Source organism: Actinophytocola sp., from assembly GCF_035762905.1.
In the GTDB taxonomy this organism is placed as follows: Bacteria; Actinomycetota; Actinomycetes; order Mycobacteriales; family Pseudonocardiaceae; genus DASYTH01.
This window is the reverse complement of record NZ_DASUCC010000012.1, coordinates 23,014-43,612: the sequence shown is the minus strand read 5'-3', so window position 1 is coordinate 43,612 and position 20,599 is coordinate 23,014. Positions and strand designations below refer to the sequence as shown.

At 71.7% G+C, this 20,599-nt stretch carries 15 protein-coding genes and 1 pseudogene; 6 read left to right on the top strand and 10 right to left on the bottom strand.

Annotated elements, in window-relative coordinates; translation table 11 throughout:
- Positions 1-3,411, bottom strand: a 3,411-nt coding sequence (locus tag VFV67_RS01680) for an acyltransferase domain-containing protein (protein ID WP_326466646.1), incomplete at its 3' end; no start/stop codon positions are given.
- Positions 3,412-3,886: 475 nt separating this feature from the next.
- On the opposite strand from VFV67_RS01680, the gene VFV67_RS01675 reads away from it, so the two are divergent.
- The 3 genes from VFV67_RS01675 to VFV67_RS01665 all read left to right on the top strand — a co-directional run bounded on the left by VFV67_RS01675 (position 3,887) and on the right by VFV67_RS01665 (position 7,975).
- Positions 3,887-4,906 (top strand): Acg family FMN-binding oxidoreductase, encoded by a 1,020-nt coding sequence (locus VFV67_RS01675; protein ID WP_326466644.1) that lies wholly within the window; start codon positions 3,887-3,889, stop codon positions 4,904-4,906.
- Positions 4,907-5,093: 187 nt separating this feature from the next.
- Positions 5,094-6,506 carry a wax ester/triacylglycerol synthase family O-acyltransferase gene (locus tag VFV67_RS01670; RefSeq protein ID WP_326466642.1) on the top strand — a complete coding sequence of 471 codons (1,413 nt, stop codon included), beginning with the start codon at positions 5,094-5,096 and terminating at the stop codon, positions 6,504-6,506.
- Between the two features lie 8 nt (positions 6,507-6,514).
- Entirely contained in the window at positions 6,515-7,975 is a 1,461-nt protein-coding gene (locus VFV67_RS01665) for a multicopper oxidase family protein (protein WP_326466640.1), read from the top strand.
- Between the two features lie 9 nt (positions 7,976-7,984).
- On the opposite strand, the pseudogene VFV67_RS01660 reads toward VFV67_RS01665, so the two are convergent.
- Both VFV67_RS01660 and VFV67_RS01655 read right to left on the bottom strand, forming a co-directional pair.
- Positions 7,985-8,149 (bottom strand): annotated as a pseudogene (locus VFV67_RS01660) (transcriptional regulator); the annotation flags it as partial.
- A 15-nt stretch (positions 8,150-8,164) separates the two neighbouring features.
- Entirely contained in the window at positions 8,165-8,761 is a 597-nt protein-coding gene (locus VFV67_RS01655) for a hypothetical protein (protein ID WP_326466639.1), read from the bottom strand.
- Positions 8,762-9,052: 291 nt separating this feature from the next.
- Here VFV67_RS01655 and ppdK point away from each other — a divergent pair, with 291 nt between their 5' ends.
- Both ppdK and VFV67_RS01645 read left to right on the top strand, forming a co-directional pair.
- Positions 9,053-11,743, top strand: coding sequence for a pyruvate, phosphate dikinase (gene ppdK / locus VFV67_RS01650; protein ID WP_326466637.1), 2,691 nt, complete (start codon positions 9,053-9,055; stop codon positions 11,741-11,743).
- Between the two features lie 111 nt (positions 11,744-11,854).
- On the top strand, positions 11,855-12,745 hold the full coding sequence (locus VFV67_RS01645; RefSeq protein WP_326466635.1) for an HXXEE domain-containing protein: 891 nt from the start codon (positions 11,855-11,857) through the stop codon (positions 12,743-12,745).
- 51 nt (positions 12,746-12,796) lie between these two features.
- Here the strand turns inward: VFV67_RS01645 and VFV67_RS01640 are convergent, their stop codons facing one another.
- Positions 12,797-13,201 (bottom strand): Hsp20/alpha crystallin family protein, encoded by a 405-nt coding sequence (locus tag VFV67_RS01640; RefSeq protein ID WP_326466633.1) that lies wholly within the window; start codon positions 13,199-13,201, stop codon positions 12,797-12,799.
- A 165-nt stretch (positions 13,202-13,366) separates the two neighbouring features.
- Here VFV67_RS01640 and VFV67_RS01635 point away from each other — a divergent pair, with 165 nt between their 5' ends.
- Entirely contained in the window at positions 13,367-13,822 is a 456-nt protein-coding gene (locus VFV67_RS01635) for a universal stress protein (protein WP_326466631.1), read from the top strand.
- Positions 13,823-13,825: 3 nt separating this feature from the next.
- On the opposite strand, the gene VFV67_RS01630 is transcribed toward VFV67_RS01635, so the two are convergent.
- From VFV67_RS01630 to VFV67_RS01605, 6 genes are read right to left on the bottom strand one after another with little or no spacing between them, the layout of a single operon-like run.
- Positions 13,826-16,129, bottom strand: a complete 2,304-nt coding sequence (locus VFV67_RS01630) for a heavy metal translocating P-type ATPase (RefSeq protein WP_326466630.1) — start codon at positions 16,127-16,129, stop codon at positions 13,826-13,828.
- Positions 16,130-16,133: 4 nt separating this feature from the next.
- Positions 16,134-16,745 carry a V-type ATP synthase subunit D gene (locus tag VFV67_RS01625; RefSeq protein ID WP_326466629.1) on the bottom strand — a complete coding sequence of 204 codons (612 nt, stop codon included), beginning with the start codon at positions 16,743-16,745 and terminating at the stop codon, positions 16,134-16,136.
- A gap of 2 nt (positions 16,746-16,747) precedes the next feature.
- Positions 16,748-18,127, bottom strand: a complete 1,380-nt coding sequence (locus VFV67_RS01620) for a V-type ATP synthase subunit B (protein ID WP_326466627.1) — start codon at positions 18,125-18,127, stop codon at positions 16,748-16,750.
- The gene (locus VFV67_RS01615; RefSeq protein ID WP_326466626.1) at positions 18,120-19,862 is read right to left on the bottom strand and encodes a V-type ATP synthase subunit A; all 1,743 of its coding nucleotides are present in this window, start codon (positions 19,860-19,862) and stop codon (positions 18,120-18,122) included. The genes VFV67_RS01620 and VFV67_RS01615 overlap by 8 nt, the downstream gene beginning before the upstream one ends.
- A complete protein-coding gene (locus tag VFV67_RS01610) occupies positions 19,859-20,371 on the bottom strand; it encodes a hypothetical protein (protein ID WP_326466624.1) in 513 nt (170 codons plus the stop codon). Before VFV67_RS01610 ends, VFV67_RS01615 begins: the two co-directional genes overlap by 4 nt.
- A complete protein-coding gene (locus tag VFV67_RS01605; protein ID WP_326466623.1) occupies positions 20,368-20,598 on the bottom strand; it encodes a hypothetical protein in 231 nt (76 codons plus the stop codon). Before VFV67_RS01605 ends, VFV67_RS01610 begins: the two co-directional genes overlap by 4 nt.
- Between the last annotated feature and the right edge of the window lies 1 nt (position 20,599).

Below are 20,599 nucleotides of genomic sequence, written 5' to 3'. Positions count from 1 at the left end.
CAACTTGAGCGTGTCCTCGCGCGGAATCCCGAACCGCTCCCGGATCAGCGCGAACACCTCGGCCTGCTTGACCGTGTCGATCCCGAGATCGGCCTCCAGATCCAGATCCAGCTCCAACATGTCCGCCGGATAACCGGTCTTCTCCGCCACCACGGCGAGAACCTGGGACTCCACGTCGTCCGCAGCCGGAGCCGGAGCCGGGCTCGGGTCGGCCGCGGCGACCCGCGGCGCCGGGCCGCGCTCGCGGACGAAACCGATCACGTGGGCCAGTGTCGGGTAGTCGCGCAGCTTGAGCTTGTCGTCGCGCGCAATGCCGAACCGCTCCCGGATCAACGCGAACACCTCGGCCTGCTTCACCGTGTCGATCCCGAGATCGGCCTCCAGATCCAGATCCAACTCCAACATGTCCGCCGGATAACGGGTCTTCTCCGCCACCACGGCCAACACCTCGGCCTCGGCCGGGTCCGCACCCGGCTCGGGTTCGGTCACCGGAACCGGGACGGATTCGGTGACGGCGGCTGGCGCCGGGGTGGCGGGCGTGGCGATGACGGCCCCGGAGTCGACGATGCGGAGCCGGCGGTGGTCGACCTCGAGAGCCGTGCCGCCCAGTGCCGACAACCAGTGTTGCCAGGCGGGCTGGTCCACGATCCGGTAGGCATAGCCCAACTCGTGCGGAGCGCGGCGCGCGCCGTCCGGCATGGGGGTCCAGTGCAGCAACACCATGCTGATCTGCGAGCCGAACCCGGCGGCGAGCCGCAGCGCGTACCGGACCGGGTAGCTCCCGCCGGTGGAAAGGTTCAGCGCGCCCAGGGCCGGGTCGATCTCCTGGAAGTTGGGCACCGGCGGGACGATTCCGGTTTCCAGCGCCTTGATCGCGACCACGTCCTCGATGCCGACACCCATGGGATGGCCGGTGAACCCCTTGGTGTTGGCGATGATCACCTGGTCGGCGGCGGAGCCGAACACCGCGCGGAGGGCGTCGATCTCCGCCTGGGCGCTGCCGCCGCGGGCCGGTGTGTAGGTCTCGTGCGAGATGAATACGGTCTCACCGGCAATGGCGGCGCGGTCGACGCCGTGGCGCTCGGCCTGCCCGACGAGATCGGCCATGACCCCGCTGATGTGCTCGACGTCCAGCTTCGTGCCGTGGAAGGCACTGTTGGCGGTGATGCTGGCCAGGACCTCGCAGATCGGCCGCACGCCGCGTTCCCGGGCGGCGCCGGCCGACTCGACCACGATGCCGGCCGCGCCCATGCCAAGCAGCATCCCGTGCCGGCGGTTGTCGAACGGCAGCGCGGCCTTCGCCACATCCTCGTCGGTGGCCGCCGCGCCGGTGGCCAGGAAGCCCGCCCCGACCCACTCGAGCAGCGAATCGGAGGTGACATTGTCCGCCGCGACGATCACCACGCGCCGGCAGCGCCCGGCCCGAATCCAGTCCTCGGCCAGGGCGATGGCCTGGGTGGTGCTCGCACAGGCCGCGTTGACCTGCGTGTTGGGGCCGCGCGCGCCGATGATCTCGGCGAACTGCGAGTGCCCCATGGACAGGACACGGAACAGGAACCGCCGGTCGAACTCGAACGGCTCGGCCGCGAGGACGACCTCCAGCTCGGCGATCCGCGTCTCGATCTCCTTGGCCGCCTTGCTGTTGCCGGCGCGGGAGCGGATGTCGCGCAACCCGGCCAGTTCCGCACGGTGGTAGCGGTCGGCGGCGTAGCGCTCGATCTCCTCGGCGAACTCGCCGTAGCCGGGGAACGCCGAGGCGAAGATCACGCCGGTGTCGTCGCGCAGTGCGTCCGGCAGACCCCAGCGCTCCGGCAGCTTCGTACCCACCGTGGTGGTCTTGTACCGCAGCACCAGTGGGATCCCGGCATCGCGCAGTGCGTCGAAGCCGGCGCCGATGGCCAGCCGGGTGCAGTCGTCCAGCGCCTTGTCACGTTCGGCGTCGACGCCGAACTCTTCGACCAGGTCGAGAGTTCCGGCGCGGGCCGCGAGCTTGATCACGTCAGCGGGGCTGTCGATGGCATCGAACCGGTGCGCACCGTCCTCGCTCTTCACCAGGCGGGTGATGTGCTTGTCCGCGATGGCGTTGCGGAACGGCTGTGGGATCAGGTCGATGAACTGCTGCCCACCCAGGATGCGGGCCAGGTTCTCGTCGTCGAAGACCCGCTTGGTGCCGGGCAGGCCCAGCGCCGCACCGGTGATCACGACCGGCTCGGCCGGGACGTCCGGCCGGGTCACGGGCTCCGCCGCGGGCGTGGTTCCCGACCAGACGGCGTGGCTGCGCTCCAGGAAGTCGGCCAGCAGGTGGCCGAGCTCGCTGTACCGGTCGGCAGGTGGGGAAGTCGGCATGGACACCACGGCCGGGACCGGAGTGGACACCGACGCGGGTTCGGCGGGCGCGCCATGGCCCGCCGCGTACAGCCCGCACAACGCCTGGTTGAACGACACCAGATCTCCCTGCTTCGGATGGTTGGTGAACACCGAGACCACGTCGTCGTGCCGCTGGCCCAGCACGTCCTCGACGAAACCGTGCAACGCCTTCTTCGGGCCGACCTCCACGAACACCCGCGCACCCTGCGCGTACAGGGTGTGCAGGCCCGTGACGAACTGCACGGGGGAGGCGACCTGGCGGGCCAGGATGTCGAGCATCGGCTCGCGCACGTTCGACCCACCCGGATACAGCTGACCGTCCACATTGGCCACAACGGGTAGCCGCGGTGGTCGCAGATCCAGCCGGCTCAACACCCGCCGCAACGGTTCGCTCACCGGCGCCACGATCGACGTGTGGAAGGCGTGGCTGACCGGGAGCGGGATGGCCGTGTAACCCTTGCCGGTGAACGCTTCGACGGCTGCCTGGATCGCCGCGGTGGCACCGCCGATTACGGCCTGGCCGGTGCTGTTGACGTTGGCGATCACGACGTAGCCGCCGACGGCGGCGATGATCCGCTCGATCTCGTCCAGCGGCGCCAGCACCGCCGCCATGGCCCCCTTGTCCGCCACCTCGACGTGCGCCATCTCGCTGCCACGGGCGCTGACCGCCTCCAGAGCGTCGGCGAACGGCAGGGCCTCGGCGGCCACCAGGGCGGCGTACTCGCCGAGGCTGTGCCCCATCACGATGTCCGGCGTGATTCCGTGTTGGGCCAGGAGTCTGGTCAGCGCGATGTCGCAGGCCAGCACGGCCGGTTGGGTGATCTCGGTCTGCAACAGACGCCGCTCGCCGTCGGGCGCGTCGGTGAACACGTAGTCGGTGAGCGGCCGGCCCAGCAGCGGCGTCATGACCGCGTCCGCCTCGGCGAACGTGTCGGCGACCACCGGTTCCCGCGTCCGCAACGTGTTCAGCATGTTGACGTACTGCGAACCCTGGCCCGGATAGAGGAACGCCACCCTGGCCTTGGCACCGCGACCGAAGAACACCCCTTGGGCCCGCAGCGCGCGCAGTATTGCCGGGTTCCCGCGTTCGAGGGCCTGGATGGCTCGGTTCGCCTTGTCCGCCAGTGGTCGAGGCGCAGCAACAACTCGGTGGTCAGGTTGCGGTCGGCGAAATCCTGGATCGCCGCCAGCATCATGTCCAAGGTCTCGGCGTCGAGGCCGGTATGGGGAGCACTGGTCGTCATCGGGAGACTCCCGGATCGATTCGGACCTACACGTGCCTTTCAGATTCGAACCGTCAGCTCATGAACACAGTGGGCCAACGTCCCGACCCTGGGAGCCGATGGTCCCCAAACACCCTTTGGGCATTCGGGACACAGTCGGGCTCCGGCCGGCGAACGAGTCCGAGGGCTCGGTGTCAGCGGGGCCTCCTGCTCTGCCGCCCGGCCCGGCAGCGGTGGAGGGTGGCGGTGAGCGAGCGAATATGCGAGCGGACGGCTTGAGCCGAAAGGAGACCGCGATGAGCAGCACCCGACCGGATCACGAAACTGTGCGCCACGCGATCGAACTCGCCACCTACGCGCCGTCGGTGCACAACACCCAGCCCTGGCGATGGCTGCTGGGCGAGCGCTCGGTGCACCTGATGGCCGACCGGACCCGGCACCTGCCGGCCACCGACCCCGACGGGCGGGATCTGCTGATCAGCTGCGGCGCCGCCCTGCACCACCTGCGGGTCGCGCTGGCCGCACTCGGCTGGAGCGCCCAGGTGCACCGCATCCCCAACCCGGCCGACCCGGACCACCTCGCCGCGGTCGAGCCGTACCGGCACACGCCGTCCGATGAGGACATCGCGCTCGCGGCGGCGATCCCGCACCGCAGAACCGACCGGCGGACCTACTCCTCCTGGACGGTGCCCAACGGCCACCTCGAGCTGATGATGCGCCGGGCCAGCAGCACCGGCACCCTGCTCGTACCGGTCACCGACGCGCGCTACCGCCACCATCTGGTCCGCACGATCGCCGAGGCCACCACGCACCAGGAGACCAGCCCGGAGTACGCCGCGGAGCTGGCCACCTGGACCGGCCGCAGCAAGGCCGCAGACGACGGCGTTCCGGCCGCCAGCAGCCTGGCCGGGCCCAGCATCCATGGTGACACCCGGATGCGCAGATTCCCCGGCGGCACCCTGGCCGGGTCCACAGTGGACGAATGCGAGGACGGCGCCGCCGAGCTGCTCGTGCTCGCCACCCCGGATGACGATCCGAGATCCCGTCTGCGCGCCGGCGAAGCAGCCAGCGCGATCCTGCTCACCGCGACCGACCTGCAACTGGCCAGCTGCCCGCTGTCGGCGGCGCTGGAGGTCGCCGACACCCGGGCCGCCATCCAGGAACACATCCTCGACTCCGCCGCCGCGCCCCAGCTCATCCTGCGGATCGGCTGGGCACCCACCGCGGCCGAACCCCTCCCCCGCAGCCCGCGCCGGCGACTGGAGGACGTTCTCGGCTTCCTGCCCGGCATGTCCCCGGAAGACCTGGAGCGGTGACCGGCGCCATCGACCGGCCGGACAGTGTCCACTGTGGCCCGCCCAGGTCAGCCCGGCGCCGCGGCCGGCTGGCGACCCGTTCGCCGCAAGCCGTCGGAGGTCCCGCACCGCCGGGACGTTCGCCTCTCCGCAACCAACCCTGCGGGCACCACGCTGAACGGTGACTCCTCTTCTGGTGGGAGACACCATGGAACAGCTCAGCCCGCTCGACGCCGCGTTTCTCGAGGCCGAGGACACCGATCGGCACGCGTCGCTGGCGATCGCCTCGGTCGCCGTGATCGAGGGACCGCCGCCGAGCCAGAAGGATTACGTCGCCACGATCGGCGCACGACTCCGGGCCATCCCGCGGGCCCGGCAGAAGGTGCGCCGGGTGCCGTGGGATCTGGGCCCGCCGGTGTGGGTGGACGATCCGGGATTCGATCTCGGTTATCACCTGCGGCGCACCGCGCTGCCGGCCCCGGGCGACGACGCCGCGCTGAACCGGCTGGTGGGCCGGATCATGTCGCAGCGGCTGGACCGGGACCGGCCGCTGTGGGAGAGCTGGGTGATCGAGGGCCTGGCCGGCGGGCGCTGGGCGGTGCTGACCAAGCTGCATCACTGCCTGGCCGACGGGGTCTCCGGCGCGCAGCTGTATGGCGTGCTGTTCAGCGGATCCCCCGAGCCGGACCCGGAAATCCCTTACCAGGTGCCGGAGCTGGTCCCGCCGCCGAGCATGGTGAGCCTGCTCGCCGACGCCCTCGCCGACTTCGTGCGGTTTCCGGTCGAGCAACTGCGCCTGCTCGTCGGCGCCGCCCGGTCGCCGCGCCGGCTGATGCAGGGCCTGACCGGCACCGCACGCGACCTGGCCGCGCTGGCCGGACGGCTGTGGCCGGCGGGGCCGTCATCCCTGTCCGGCTCGATCGGAGCGCAACGCCGCTATGGCATCGCGCGCGCCTCCCTACCCGACGTCGTCGCCATCGGCAAAGCCCACGGAGCCACGGTCAACGACGTGGCGCTCACCGCGATCAGCGGGGCGTTCCGCGCACTGCTGCTGCACCGCGGTGAAGTGCCCGACACCCACACGCTGCGCACGCTGGTACCGGTTTCCGTCCGCGCCAAGGGAGATCACGACATCCTGGACAACCGGGTCTCGCTGGTGTTGCCGTTCCTGCCGGTCGACATCGCCGACCCGGTCGAGGCGCTGGCCGTGGTGCACAGCCGGCTGTGCGAGGCCAAGGCCGACGGCGAGGCGCAGGCCGGCCAAGCCGTCACCGAGCTGGCCGCGCACGAGCCGTTCGGCCCGGTGTCCTGGATGATCCGGCTCGTCACCCGGCTCCCCCAGCACAGCATCATCACCGTGACCACCAACGTGCCCGGTCCGCGCGAACCGCTCTACGTCCTCGGCCGCAAGGTGGTCGAGCTACAGCCCTACGTGCCGATCGCGCTGCGGCTGCGGATCGGCGTCGCTGTCATGACCTACTGCGACCAGATGGTCTTCGGCATCACCGCCGACTACGACAGCACGTCCGAACTCGAACTGCTGACCGGTGCCATCGAGTCCGGGATCGCCGAGCTGTCCGCGACCAGCCGGCCGCGTCGAGCCAAGGCCAAGCAACGCTAGGACGTGCCATGCCGCCGGTCGGGAGAAACGTCATCGCGCGCCGCACCGTGGTGCGGGCCGGGCTGGCCGCGGCGGGCACCGGGCTGCTCGCCGGGTGCACCAGCGGCGCCGACCTGCCGGCGGGTCTGGTTCTGCCCACCGACCCGTCGGTCTCGCTCGCCGAGGCACGCCGCCCGGCGAGCGGGGTGGTGCGCGCCTATCCGGTCAGCGCCCAGGTGGACACCGTGGATCTCGGCGGACCCGCGGTCACCACGTGGACCTACGGTGGGCAGCTGCCCGGCCGGGAGCTGCGGGTGCGGGTCGGTGACACGGTCGAGGCGGTGCTGGCCAACCGGCTGCCCGTCGAGACCTCCATCCACTGGCACGGGTTGGCGCTGCGCAACGACATGGACGGCGCCCCCATGCTGACCCAGCCCGCGGTGCCGCCGGGCGGCACGTTCACCTACCGGTTCGTCGCGGCCACGCCCGGCACCCACTGGCTGCACCCCCATTCGGGCACCCAGCTCGACCGCGGTCTGTACGCACCGCTGATCGTCGAGGACCCGGCCGAGCCCGGTGACTACGACCAGGACTGGCTGGTGCTGCTCGACGACTGGGTCGACGGTACCGGCCGCACCCCCGACGATGTGCTGGCCGACCTGCGGGCCGGCGGCGACCACATGGCCGGGATGAGTCGCGCCGCCGGACGCGGCGGTGACGTCGACTACCCCTACTACCTGATCAACGGCCGGATTGCCGAGGCACCGGTCGGCTGGACCGGCACCCCCGGCCAGCGCGCCCGGATCCGGCTCGTCAACGCCGCCTCCGACACCGCGTTCCGGGTTGCGATCGGCGGGCACCGCCTGCGCGTCACCCACACCGACGGGTTTCCGGTGCGACCCGTCGACGCCGACGCGTTGCTGATCGGCATGGGCGAACGCTACGACGTCATGATCACCCTCGCCGACGGCGTGTTCCCGCTCGTCGCGCTCGCCGAGGGCAAGGCCGGCGGCGCGCTCGGGCTGATCCGCACCGGCGCCGGCGAACCGCCGTTGACCACCGTCCGGCCCGCCGAGCTCGACGGCGCGCTCACCGGGTACCCGAGCCTGGTGGCCGAGTCCCGGGTGCGGTTGCCGGCCCGGACGCCGGACGTCGAGCACCGGCTCGACCTGACCGGCGGAATGATGGGCTACCGGTGGGGAATCAACGGTGCGCCGCTGGACATGTCGCAGCGGTTGCCGGTCCGCCAGGGCCAGCGGATGCGGATCGTCTTCACCAACCACACCATGATGTGGCACCCGATGCACGTGCACGGCCACACGTTCCAGCTCGGAAACTCCGGGCCGCGCAAGGACACCGTCATCGTCCTTCCCGGAAGGAAGGTCGCCTGCGATCTCGACGCGGACAACCCCGGCCAGTGGATGATCCACTGTCACAACACCTACCACAGCGAGGCCGGCATGGCGACCGTTCTCGGCTACCGGAGCTGACGGCAACGATCACCGCAGGTGTCTCGACGACGGACCGCCGCCACACTGGAACCCCGCGTGGTCGTCGGAAGCCGACCGGAACTTGCGCTCGCCGACCAGCTCGGCCAGGGCCGGATCGTCTGGGTGCCGTCCGGCATCGATATGCGGGACGGCGACCAGATCGCGGGCCTTGGCCGGCCAGTCGACGGACTAGGCGGTTGTCGTCTGGCTGGTCATGGCTGGCCCGCCAGTGGCTCGTTCTATGCGACGCGCGTGGCGCAGACCTAGGAACCCGAGGACAAGTAGGACCACCGCGCCGACGAAGGCACCGATCGCCGCGATGCCCGCGATCGTGCCCATCGTGGCGAACGCAGCCCCGTAGAGCAGCAGACCGCGCAACGTGTTGCCCTGGAACAGGGTGTTGCGCAGGGCAGCCTGCTTGACGCCGTCCGGGCTGGCCTTCTGCTCCGTGCTCATCGCCTGGTAATTCCCGCTGACCTCTTCGTAGGTCTGGCCGCCGGAGGCCGCGTTCATGTGCGCCAGGATGTAGTGATCGGCATACGCCCGGGCTTCCGGCCCGGTGTCCATCGGACTGCCGGCGTAGGGCTCCAGCGCCGCCTTGTCGGCCGGCGGAAGTGAGTCCAGGGCTTTGCCCTCGGGCATCGTGATGTCCTGCATGCCGAGCTGCGTCTCCACCTCGTTCCCGATGTAGACGTACGCATAGGTGGCCAACCCTCCCGCGACGAGCAGGAAGACCGCCAGCAACACCCCGGTCCATGAGATCAACTTGTCGAAAGATGCACGCATGACACCAAATCTCCTTCAGTAGGATGTGGGCGACAGTCCCTTGAGGACAGATTCGTGGGGGCGCCGCAGGTTCAGCCAACACCGCCGTCGCGCTCCCGCACAGGGCAGTTGGTCCCGTCGCGACCGGGATCTCCGGCTCTGTGGAGGTCCCAGGCCACTTTGGCCCCGTCGTCCTGAAGCAACGTGAGGACGAAGGTCCCGGGTGCGGTGTGCGTTCGACTCTGCGGGACACCGCCCCGACCAGGCTCAAATAGACATCGACACACCATGTCACCGGGTTTGGAGGACCACATGCCGAAGTACGTTTACGACTTCAGCGAGGGCAACCGCGGCATGGCGGACCTGCTCGGTGGAAAGGGCGCCAATCTGGCCGAGATGACCGCTATGGGACTGCCGGTGCCGCCGGGGTTCGTCATCACGACCGAGGCCTGCCGGGTCTTCCTCGAGCAGGGTGAGCCGCCGGCCGACCTGGCCAACGAGGTGGACACCCACCTACACGCCCTGGAGAGCGCGATGGGCCGCAAGCTCGGTCAGGTCGACCAGCCGCTGCTGGTCGCCGTGCGCTCCGGTGCCCGGTTCTCCATGCCCGGGATGATGGAGACCGTTCTCAACATCGGCCTGACCGACGAGTCCGTTGTCGGGCTGGCCAACTGGTTCAGCGACCCGCGGCTGGCCTGGGACTGCTACCGCCGGTTGCTGCAGATGTTCGGCCAGACCGTGCTGGATCTCGACTCCGGACTGTTCGCCTCGGCGCTGGACGCGGCGAAGGCGGCCAAGGGTGTGACCAACGACCTCGGTCTGGACGCCGAGGACCTGTGCCGGCTGGTGGACCAGTTCAAGGCGATCATCCGCGAGCACACCGGCCGCGAGTTCCCGCAGGATCCCCGCGAACAGCTCGACCTGGCGATCCGGTCGGTCTTCGAATCCTGGAACACCGAGCGCGCCCGGATCTACCGGCGCACCGAACACATCCCCGAGAACCTCGGTACCGCCGTCAACGTGTGCGCGATGGTGTTCGGCAACGTGGGTGAGAACTCCGGTACGGGCGTCGCCTTCACCCGCGACCCAGCCACCGGCGCTCCCGGCGTCTACGGCGACTACCTGCCCAACGCACAGGGCGAGGACGTGGTCGCCGGCATCCGCAACACGCTGCCGTTACAGCAGATGGCCGAACTGCATCCCCAGCCCTACGTGGAGCTGATGGAAATCATGCGCCGGCTCGAAGAGCACTACCGGGACCTGTGCGACATCGAGTTCACCATCGAGCGCGGAAAGCTGTGGATGCTGCAGACCCGCGTGGGCAAGCGGACCGCGGCCGCCGCGTTCCGCATCGCCGCCGCGCTGCGCGACGAAGGACTCATCGACGACGACGAGGCGCTTCGCCGGGTGACCGGCGCCCAGCTGACCCAGCTCATGTTCCCCCGGTTCACCACGAACGCCACGATCCGGCCGGTCACGACCGGAGTGGCCGCCTCCCCGGGTGCCGTTGTCGGGCGGGCGGTGTTCGACTCGCCGACCGCGGTCCGCCGGGCCGCCGACGGTGTGCCGGTGATCCTGGTGCGCAGAGAGACCAACCCCGACGATCTCGAGGGCCTGATTCATGCCCGTGGGGTGCTGACCACCCGCGGCGGCAAGACGTCCCACGCCGCGGTCGTCGCCCGTGGGTTGGGCCGCACCTGCGTGTGCGGTGCCGAGGAGTTGGACGTCGACGTGGCCGCCAGGCGGTTCACCACCCCCGACGGCACCGTCGTCACCGAGGGCGACGTCATCTCGATCGACGGCACCTCGGGTGCGGTGTACCTGGGCGAGGTACCCGTCGTGCCGTCGCCGGTGGTGGAGTACTTCCAGGGCGAGCGGGCGCCCGACAGCGACCTCCTGCGGGCCGTCGACAAGATCATCCGTCACGCCGACGCCCGCCGCCGGCTCGGTGTGCGGGCCAACGCCGACAACCCTGGCGACGCCGAACGGGCCCGGAAGTTCGGCGCGCACGGCATCGGGCTGTGCCGTACCGAGCACATGTTCCTCGGAGAACGGCGAATCCTGGTAGAGCGGTTGATCCTCGCCGAGGACGCGACCGAGCGCGACGCCGCGCTGGCCGAGCTGCTTCCCTTGCAGCGGCGGGACTTCGTGGCGATCCTGGCGGCGATGGACGGGTTGCCGGTGACCATCCGGCTGCTCGACCCGCCGCTGCACGAGTTCCTCACCGACCGCACCGAACTCTCGGAACGGGTCGCGGTCGCCAACGCGCTCGGCAAGCCGGACGCCGAGGCCACCCGGCTGCTGCACGCCGTCAACCGGCTGCACGAGCAGAACCCCATGCTCGGCCTGCGCGGGGTGCGGCTCGGCCTGGTCACCGCCGGCCTGTACGAGATGCAGGTTCGGGCCATCGCCGAGGCCGCCGCAGAGCGGATGCTGGCCGGCGGCCAGGCCCAGGTGGAGATCATGATCCCGCTGATCGGCGACCCGAAGGAGTTGGAGATCATCGCCGGCCGGGCACGGCAGATCCTCGACCTGGTCAGCGCGGAGCACGGCGTCGACCTCCGGCCCGAGATCGGCGCGATGATCGAGTTGCCGAGGGCGGCCCTGATGGCGGCCCGCATCGCCGAGACCGCGCGGTTCTTCTCCTTCGGTACCAACGATCTGACCCAGACCACGTGGGGCCTGTCCCGCGACGACGTGGAGTCGGAGTTCCTGCCCGCCTACCTCGAGCAGGGCATCCTGGACGTCTCGCCGTTCGAGACCATCGACCGCGAGGGTGTCGGCCAACTCATGACCATCGCCGCCGAGCGCGGCCGGGGCGCCCGCCAGGACCTGACCCTGGGCGTGTGCGGCGAGCACGGCGGAGATCCGGCCTCGATCCAGTTCTTCCACCAGATCGGACTGGACTACGTCTCGTGCTCACCGTTCCGGGTGCCGATCGCACGTCTGGAAGCCGGCCGGGCCGCGGTCGGCCAGTCGCACCGCGCCTCCGACAGCCGCTGACCATCGGGCCGTCCGGCCACCCATCGCGACACCGCCGGTGGACATGCCCGGGGCCGGCGCGTCGTTGTCCACCCGGAAACCCGATGACTTCGACTGGAAGCAGATGAAGCGATGAAGCGCACGACAAAGGTCAGCCTCGGGCTGTTCGCAACCTGGGCGATCAGCGACGTCGAAGAGCTTTGGACCATGAGTCGCAACAGCAAGGACGTCCTGCGCAAGCTGCCGAAGGCCCTACCCATTCCCGAAGGGCTACGCCGTAACGGCATTTCGCAGCGGCAGTTCAACACGGGCATTGGCATCATGGGTCTGGTGATGGGCGCGGCAGCGGCGCTTGGTGTGCGGTCGAACGGGCGGTCGCCCGTCTTTCGTGGAGTCCTGCTGGGGTTCGGGTTGCACGGTTTCGGTCACCTGGCCATGGCGGCGGCAGCGCGACAGTACGTGTCCGGTGTGGTCACCGCCCCGACCATGGTGATCCCGTTCTGGCTCTGGGCTCGCAGGGAACTCGCCAAGGAGGACATCGTCGACATCGACCGCACCACGGTAGCCGTGGCGGCGGCCGGCATACCGCTGATGATGGGCGTCCACGTACTGACCTACCGGCTCCTGAAGGAACAACCCGCAAGAACAGGCGCCCGGGCGAGCGAGTCCGACCATCCGGTGGGGCCCGGAACCGGCGTCGCGCCCGCACCAGCCGAGTCGTCCGATGTGGACGGTTCGACATCGGCCAGCACGCTCGAACCCCCACCCAGCCCGCCGGCCCCACCTCCCAAAGCCCGCACCGGCCACTACGACCAGGGCGCCAGCGGTCACGCAGCCCAAGGCCCCGGCGCCGGGTACATCCGATACACGCTCATCTTCCGCGTCGCGAGCGACCCCGGTGCCTCCGCACCGTCACCAGGTTCGTTGATCATCTCCCCATTCGATACCAAACACGTTGCGTGGTCCAGCATCACATCCAGGAATCACCCGACCGAGGCACGAACCTGCGAAGCGGTCTGCTGACACGGATGGGGCGCACCGGGTTCCGGTGCGCCCCACGCCGCCCTTTCGTGGTCAGGTTTTGGTGATGTGGACGGGGATCTTGCGGGGCTCGGCCGGTTCGTGCACCGGCACGGTGACCTCGAGGATCCCGGCCTGGTAGCGGGCGGTGACCTTCTTGGCGTCGGCGCCCGCCGGCAGGCGCACGGTCCGGGCGAAGGATCCGTAGAAGAACTCGCTGTGGGTCTTGTCGTGCTGGTCCACCGTCCGCTCGGCGGTGATGGACAGCTCGTTGCCCGCCACGGTGATTGCGATGTCCTTCTCCGGGTTCATCCCGGGTAGTTCCGCGCGCACCACGTAGCTGCCGTCGTCGCGGAAGTCCTCGATCCGGACCGCGTGGTGCTCACCGAACGGCCAGCCACCTTCGAGGATCCGGAACAGCTCCGGGAAGACGGTCGAGCGCGGGATCAGGCTCGTCATACTCTTCCTCCTCTCCTTCTTCTGCCACACCTTCAGCGAACGCCCATGCCGCGATCCCGCACAGGGAGGCTGGTCCCGTCCCGATGGGACCTCCGGCACTGCTCCGCCGCCGCTGGTTGCGCGACAGTGGAGTTGGAGGATCGGCGTCAGAAAGGGAGGACGGCGATGACATCCAGCCAGATCGTGGTGGGAGTGGACGGTTCGGCCGAGAGCCTGGCCGCGCTGCGCTGGGCGATACGCCGCGCCGCGCGAGACCACACCACGGTGACCGCCGTGGAGGTCGGCCACCGGCCGCGGCTCGCGCCCGGAACCTCGTATGCCATCCAGCCTTATGGCATGGCTCCGCCCCTCGAGCGCGTCACGCACTCCACCCGGCTGCATGCCGCCGTGGTCGCGGCCGTGGGTGCGATGCGGGGAGCACCGACGGTCATGGAGTTGCATGTGGAGGGTGAGCCCGGGGTCGAGCTGACCCGGATCGCGGAGAGTGCGGCGATGCTGGTGCTCGGACATTCCCGGCGGGGCCGGCTTGCCGAGTTCGTGCTCGGTGGTACAGCGGCCGAATGCCTGCGCACGGCCAGGTGCCCGGTAGTCCTGGTTCCGGCGGACACGGTCCTCGACTGAGCTTCAGTCCGGGTCGGCGAGGGTGAAGTAGGCCTGTTCCTCCTGGGCGAAGTGCAGGGTGAGCACGGCGTCCAGGCCGTAGAGGGTGGCCCGCAGGTCGTCGAGCTGGTCCGGGCGCAGTGGTGTGGGAGCGGCCAGGTGCCGGGACAGCCGGGCGGCCAGCCGCTCGATCTCGGCGTGCCCGCGGCTCATCGGTGCGGTGCCGTCGCTGCCGCCGACGTGTGCGGCTAGTGCGGGGTAGAGCTGGGTCTCCTCGGCCCGCTCGTGGGGCAGCAGCCGGTCGGTGACCAGGGTGTGGGCGGCGCGCACGTCGGTCTCTACGGCGGCGGTCAACCCGCCGGAGAGCGCGTCGGCGGCCCGCCGCACGGCGGCCCGGGTTTCCAGCAGGTCGGTGTGTTCGGCGCGGAACCGGGCGATGAGTGCCTGGGTGTGGGCCGGCAGGCGGGTGCGGCGCGGTCCGGGCAGGGCTCGCAGCGCGGTGCCGATGGCGAGCACGTCGATGACTTCCTGCACCAGCGCACCGCCGGCCGGGGCGAGCAGGCCGGCCGCGGCGGCGGCCATGGCCAGCAGGGACAGGCCGATCCCGACGGCGGCACTCTGCACCGCGACCGCGCGGGCGTGCCGGGCGGTCTCCACGGCGTCGGCCAGCCGGTCGATCCGGCCGTCGGTGAGCACGGCGTCGGCGACCTCCGAGGTGGCGGTGGCCGCGCGCGCGGCCACCGCCACGCCGACGTCGGCCGCGGCGAGTGCGGGCGCGTCGTTGATGCCGTCGCCGACGGCCAGGGTCGGCGCGTGTCGCTGCTCCAGGCGCACCTGGTCCACTTTGGCCTCCGGGGTGGCCTCGGCGATCACCTCGTCCAGGCCGAGGATCCGGGCCACGTCGTCGGCGACCTCGCGCCGGTCGCCGGTGACCAGTACCAGCCGGCGCAGCCCGGCGGCGCGCAGCCGGGCCAGCGTGCGCGCGGCCTCCGGCCGGATCTCGTCGCGCACCAGCAACGCGGCGATCGGCCGGCCGGCCACGTGCACCCAGATCAGGCCGACCGCGTCCAGTTCGGCCCGCCGGATCGCCGAGCGCACCCAGGCCGGCGAGCGGTCGGGGCTGGTTTCCAGCCGGCCGACGCTGACCGGCTGCCCGTCCACCACGCCGCGCGCGCCGACGCCCGGTTCCTCCACCACCCGACCGGCCGTCATGGCCGGGGCGTCCATCCGGTGCGCCGCGGCGACCACCGCGGTGGCCAGCACATGTGGCGAGCCGTGTTCCACGGCCGCGGCCCAGGCCAGTGCCAGGCGCGGATCCTGGCCGGGCGCGGTGATCACGTCGGTGACCCGGGGCGCGCCGGCGGTGACGGTGCCGGTCTTGTCCAGGATCGCGGTGCGGACCTGCCCCAGCCGCTCCAGCGCGCCGCCGTCCTTGACCACCACACCGCGCCGCGCGGTCGCCGACATCCCGGCGGTGATCGCGACCGGGACGGCCAGCAGCAGCGGGCAGGGCGTCGCGGTCACCAGCACCGCCACCGCCCGCACCGCCTCGCCGGACCACCACCACGCCGCGCCGGCCAGGATCAGCGCCACCGGAACGAACACCACCGCGAACCGGTCGGCGATCCGGGCCACCGGCGCGGTCTCGGCCAGCGCGGTCTCGGCCAGCCGGACCACGCCCGCGTAGGCCGACTCGGCCGCGGTCCGGGTGGCGTACACGGCCACCGCGGCCCCGGCGTTGCACACGCCGCTGCGCACCGCGTCCCCGTCGGGTCGGTGCACCGGCAGCGACTCGCCGGTCAGCGCCGACTCGTCGAAGGTGCCCGGTTCGACCAGCCGGCCGTCGACCGGAACCACCTCGCCGGTGCGCACCAGCACGACCTCGCCCACCACGACCTCGGCGACCGGCACAGTCGCGACCGCACCGTCGCGCCGCACCTGGGCGAACCGAGGCGTCCGGTCCAGCAGGGCGTCCAGGTCGCGGTGCGCCCGCCGCTGGGCGTAGCCCTCCAGCACCTGCCCGGTGGCCAGCATCAGCGCGATCAGCGCGCCGGCCAGGTACTCGCCGACCAGCAGCGAGCCGGCCAGGGCCAGCGTGGCCAGCAGGTCGGTGCCGAACCGGCGGGCCACCAGGTCGGCGCCCACCATCGCGACCGAATAGCCCAACCCCAGCAGCGTGGCGACCAGCCAGGCCCATTCGGCCAAGGTCCCGGCCGCGGTGAGCGCCGCCAGCAGGGCGAGCAACCCCAGTTGGGCCCGCCAGTTCACCGCTTTCCGGTCCGATCCAGACGGTGTGGACTGGGTCGGCCGCTCGGCCACGGTCGTCATGGTGTCACTCCGGTGTGGACAGCGCCCGGCGGTTGCGCAGGGTTTCGCCGAGCTCGTGTTCGGCGAGGTCCAGTTCGACGCGGGCGAGGGCGGTTTCCAGGGCGGGGATCCAGTGCCGTTGCAGGGCGCGGACCCGGTGCCGGGTAGCGGTGATCTCGGCGGTGATCCGGTCGGTGGCGGTGTGGGCGGCGGCGTACTGGGCGGCGGCTTCGGCGGCGCGGCCGTATTCCTGTTGGGCGCGGACCAGGGCGGCGCCGCCGGGGCTGGGGTCGGCGGGGGTGCGCGCCGGGACCTGGCATGCGGCACCGGTCGGGTAGCGCACGCCCATGGCCGAGGTCCAGGTCACGGTGACCGACGCCAGGTTGGGCGGGACCGCGAGGCGGATCGCCCGCTCGCCGGCGAGCAGCGCCGCGCGCAGCAGCCAGTGCTCGGCCTCGGCGATCCGCTGCCGCCAGCTTTCACTGGTCTGCCTTTCCTTGTCGCGCAACCGTTCTCGTTCGGCGAGCAGGATGCGCAGCTTGCGCTCGAGCAGGTCGGCGCCGCGGTTGGCGACGGCGAGCCGGCGGCGCAGCCACAGGCGGCCGGCCCGTCCGGGCGGCACCCGCACGGTGGTCATGGTCAGCTCGCTTTCCGCAGCCGGAGCAGGGCGGCGGGCAGCATGACCAGCTCGCGTTCGGGCAGGGTCAGCACCGCTTGCCAGGCCCGGTCCAGGGTGTCGTCCAGGGTGCGAGGCTCGTCGCGGCGCTGGTCGACGAGCCGGTGTTCGAAGGCGTCGGCGAAGTCCAGGTGGCGCCGGTCGGTCGGGCTGAGCGCGGACGCTCCGATGAGGTCAGCGAGGTCGCGCACCTGCCGGGCGTGGGCCAGCGCGGCGAGGACTTGGGCGGCCAGGGGCAGGTGGTCCTCGCGGGTGCGGCCCGGCCCGGCCCCCTTGCGCATCAGTCGGGACAGCGAGGACAGCGCGTCGATCGGCGGGTAGATGCCGCGGGCGTGCAGGTCGGGCGAGAGCACGATCTGGCCCTCGGTGATGTAGCCGGTCAGGTCGGGCACCGGGTGGGTGATGTCGCCGGCCGGCATGGTCAGCACCGGCAGCACGGTGACCGAGCCGGGGTGGTCGCGGATGCGGCCGCACCGCTCGTAGAGCGAGGCGAGGTCGCTGTAGAGGTAGCCGGGGTAGGCCCGGCGGGCCGGCAGCTCGCCCCGGGCCGATGAGACCTCGCGCAGCGCCTCGGCGTAGGCGGTCATGTCGGTGAGCACCACCAGCACGTGCTTGCCGTGGGTGAACGCGAGGTCCTCGGCGATGGTCAGGGCCAGGCGCGGGGTGAGGATCCGTTCGATGACCGGGTCGCCCGCCGTGTTGAGCAGCAGCACCAGCTCTCCGGCGTCGGAGCGGTCTTCCAGGGCGTCGCGGACGAAGGCGGCGTCGGTGTGGGTGAGGCCCATGCCGGCGAACACCACGCAGAACGGCTCGCCGGCGACGGTGGCCTGGGCGGCGATCTGGGTAGCCAGCTCCAGGTGTGGCAGCCCGGGGGCGGCGAAGATCGGCAGTTTCTGGCCGCGCACCAGGGTGGTCAGCGCGTCGATCGCGGACACGCCGGTGAGCACCGGTTCGGCCGGTGGTTCGCGCCAGACCGGGTTGAGCGGGTATCCGGCGACGGGCGCGGTGGCGGAGCTGAGGATCGGGGGGCCGCCGTCGGCCGGTTCGCCGCGGCCGGTGCAGGTGCGGCCCAGCCAGCCGGGTCCGACCGGGATGCGCAGCGGCTCGCCGGCGAAGGCGACCCGGGTGCCGGTCTTGGTCATGCCCGCGGTGCCCTCCAGGATCTGCAGCACCGCCAGGTCGTGGTGCACCTCCAGGACCAACCCGTGGCGCTGCTCGCCGGACTCCAGGCGGACCCGGGCGAACTCGTCCCAGCCGACCCCGCGCACCCCGCGCACGACCATCAGCGGGCCACGCAGCTCGCACACGTCGGTGTACTCGACCTCACCCCATCGGCTACTCATGCCGCACCTCCGACAGCTCTCCGAGCTGGGCGAGCATCTGGTCCCGGTGCTCGCCGACACCGGCCGCGTCGCGTGGGCCGGTCTCCTCCCGCGCGCGCACCAGCGGGCCGAAGTCACATTCCTCGATCGCGGTGGCGGCCAAGCCGGCCGCCACCAGCTCCAGGCAGCGGTCCACGACGGACAGCACGGCGTCGACCAGGGCGGCGGTCTTCGCCGGGTCGCAGTAGGCGTCGTTGGCCGACAGCGCACTCTGCTGGAGCACGCTGTCGCGCAACAGCCGCCCGGCCAGCACCACGATCCGCTCGTGGTCGGGCAGCGCGCCGACGCCGACCAGATCGGCCAGCTCGCCCAGCCGGTCGGCGTCGCCGAGCAGGCCGAGCACCCGGGCCCGCCGTCCCGGCCAGCCGGGATCGCCGTGGCCCGCGTGGTGGGCACCGACGGCCGTGGCGTCCCGGGAGAACGAGCCGGACCAGGACACCGCCGGGTAGTGCCTGGCGTAGGCCAGATCGCGGTCGAGTGTCCACTTGCACCGGACGAACCGCTCGGTCAGCGCGGTGACCGGTTCGGCCAGGTCACCGCCGGCCGGCGACACCGCGCCGACCACGGTGACCGAGCCGCGCTCGCCGCCCAGGGTGACCACGGCCCCGGCGCGTTCGTAGAAGGCGGCCAGTGCGGAGGCCAGGTCGGCCGGGTAGCCCTCCTCGGCGGGCAGTGCTCCGGTGCGGGAGGCGAACTCGCGCAACGCCTCGGCCCAGCGGGACGTGGAGTCGGCGATGAGCACCACGTGGTAGCCCATGTCGCGGAAGTACTCGGCCACCGTCATGCCGGAGTAGATGCTCGCCTCGCGGGCCATCATCGGCATGTTGGAGGTGTTGGCGATGATCACGATCCGGTCCAGGAGCCGGCCGCCGGTGCGCGGATCGGTCAGCTCGAGCAGTTCGGCGGAGATGTCGGCCAGCTCGTTGCCGCGCTCCCCGCAGCCGACGTAGACGATCACGTCGGCGTCACACCACTTGGCCAACTGCTGCAGCAGCACGGTCTTGCCGGTGCCGAACCCGCCGGGCACCGCGGCCGTGCCGCCGCGCGCGACGGGGTAGAGCAGGTCAAGCACCCGCTGCCCGGTGCCCAGCGGCTCCACACCGTCCATACGGGAGCGCGCGGGCCGTGGTCGGCGCACCGGCCAGGCGGTGGTCAGCGCGACATCCACCCCGCCGACGGTCGCGACCACCTGATCGGCCGGGTAGCGGCCTTCTCCGACGATCTTCTCGACCGGGCCGCCGACCCCGGGAGGCACCAGGATCCGGTACTGGACCGGGCCGCTGCCGGGCACGGTGCCCAGCAACGCGCCCGGGCCCACCTCGCGGCCGGCTGCGACCACCGGGGTGAACGACCAGCGTACGGTGGCGTCGGCCCGGAAGGCCGCGCCGGGCACCAGCCGCACCGCCGGCCCGGACAGCGGGCGCAGCAACCCGTCGAACACGCCGCCGAGCAGACCGGGGCCGAGCCGGGCGGACAGCGGCCGGCCCAGCGCCACGGCCGGCTGGCCGGGCGCCAGCCCACCGGTGTACTCGTAAGCCTGGATGCGCACCGAGTCCTGGCGGATCGCGACGATTTCGCCGGGCAGAGCCGCCGAGCCCAGCTCGACCAGATCGAACATCGCCGGCTCGCCGATCCCGTCGGCCTCCACCAGCGGCCCGGCCACCCGGCTGATCCGACCGGTCCCGCTGTCCGTCACGGTGTCCACAGCTCCTCCAGCTCCGCCGCCAGCGCGTCAACGGCTTGCCGGGCAAGGGTTTCCAGGCTGTAGTCGACCCGCCGGCCATCCAGCTGCGCGATGATTCCGCCGCCGGGCGGCTCGCTGAGGCGAGCCTGCGGCCCGAGTGTCGCCCGGGCTTGAGCGGCCAGTTCCGCGCGCAGACCCGGATAGCCGGGAGTGGCCCGAACCTCGGGCAGCGCGGCGAGGACGCGGCGGAGCAGTTCGTCGTAGATCTTGCGCTGGCCGCGCAGCCGACTTTCCCGGGCGGCCCGCCGGGTCCTGGCCCGTCCGGCTGCCCGCACGGCCCGGCCCTCGGCCGCGCCCCGGGCCCGGGCTTCGGCCATGATCGCCTCGGCTCGGCCCTGGGCCTCGGCCAGCGTGGTCTCGGCGGCCCGGTCGGCCTCGGCCAGCGTTGCGGCGGCGTCAGCCTCGGCCCGGCGGATGAGCTCGGCCCGCACCGGCCGCAGCGCTTCGGCGACAGTGGTCACGGTTGCTCCTCGGGGAGGACGGCCACCAGGGGTACCGCCGGTTCAGTCACGGCCGCACCGAGCGCCGCGGCGGCCGGACCGGTCAGCACGACCACCTCGACGTCATCGGGCAGTTCGCGCCAGGCGGTCAACACGGCCGCGGCGTCTCCGGCCGGGCGCACGAGCACGCCGGCCAGGGCGAACCCCTGGATCCGGTCCGCGGCGCCGATCGCGGCCATGGTGCCCATG

What these genes read in the sequence shown, in the direction of transcription:
- VFV67_RS01675 (WP_326466644.1), top strand. Translation starts at nt 3,887, where the DNA reads ATGAGCAGCACCCGACCGGATCACGAAACTGTGCGCCACGCGATCGAA.
- VFV67_RS01670 (WP_326466642.1), top strand. Translation starts at nt 5,094, where the DNA reads ATGGAACAGCTCAGCCCGCTCGACGCCGCGTTTCTCGAGGCCGAGGAC.
- VFV67_RS01665 (WP_326466640.1), top strand. Translation starts at nt 6,515, where the DNA reads ATGCCGCCGGTCGGGAGAAACGTCATCGCGCGCCGCACCGTGGTGCGG.
- VFV67_RS01655 (WP_326466639.1), bottom strand. Translation starts at nt 8,761, where the DNA reads ATGCGTGCATCTTTCGACAAGTTGATCTCATGGACCGGGGTGTTGCTG.
- ppdK (WP_326466637.1), top strand. Translation starts at nt 9,053, where the DNA reads ATGCCGAAGTACGTTTACGACTTCAGCGAGGGCAACCGCGGCATGGCG.
- VFV67_RS01645 (WP_326466635.1), top strand. Translation starts at nt 11,855, where the DNA reads ATGAAGCGCACGACAAAGGTCAGCCTCGGGCTGTTCGCAACCTGGGCG.
- VFV67_RS01640 (WP_326466633.1), bottom strand. Translation starts at nt 13,201, where the DNA reads ATGACGAGCCTGATCCCGCGCTCGACCGTCTTCCCGGAGCTGTTCCGG.
- VFV67_RS01635 (WP_326466631.1), top strand. Translation starts at nt 13,367, where the DNA reads ATGACATCCAGCCAGATCGTGGTGGGAGTGGACGGTTCGGCCGAGAGC.
- VFV67_RS01630 (WP_326466630.1), bottom strand. Translation starts at nt 16,129, where the DNA reads ATGACGACCGTGGCCGAGCGGCCGACCCAGTCCACACCGTCTGGATCG.
- VFV67_RS01625 (WP_326466629.1), bottom strand. Translation starts at nt 16,745, where the DNA reads ATGACCACCGTGCGGGTGCCGCCCGGACGGGCCGGCCGCCTGTGGCTG.
- VFV67_RS01620 (WP_326466627.1), bottom strand. Translation starts at nt 18,127, where the DNA reads ATGAGTAGCCGATGGGGTGAGGTCGAGTACACCGACGTGTGCGAGCTG.
- VFV67_RS01605 (WP_326466623.1), bottom strand. Translation starts at nt 20,598, where the DNA reads ATGGGCACCATGGCCGCGATCGGCGCCGCGGACCGGATCCAGGGGTTC.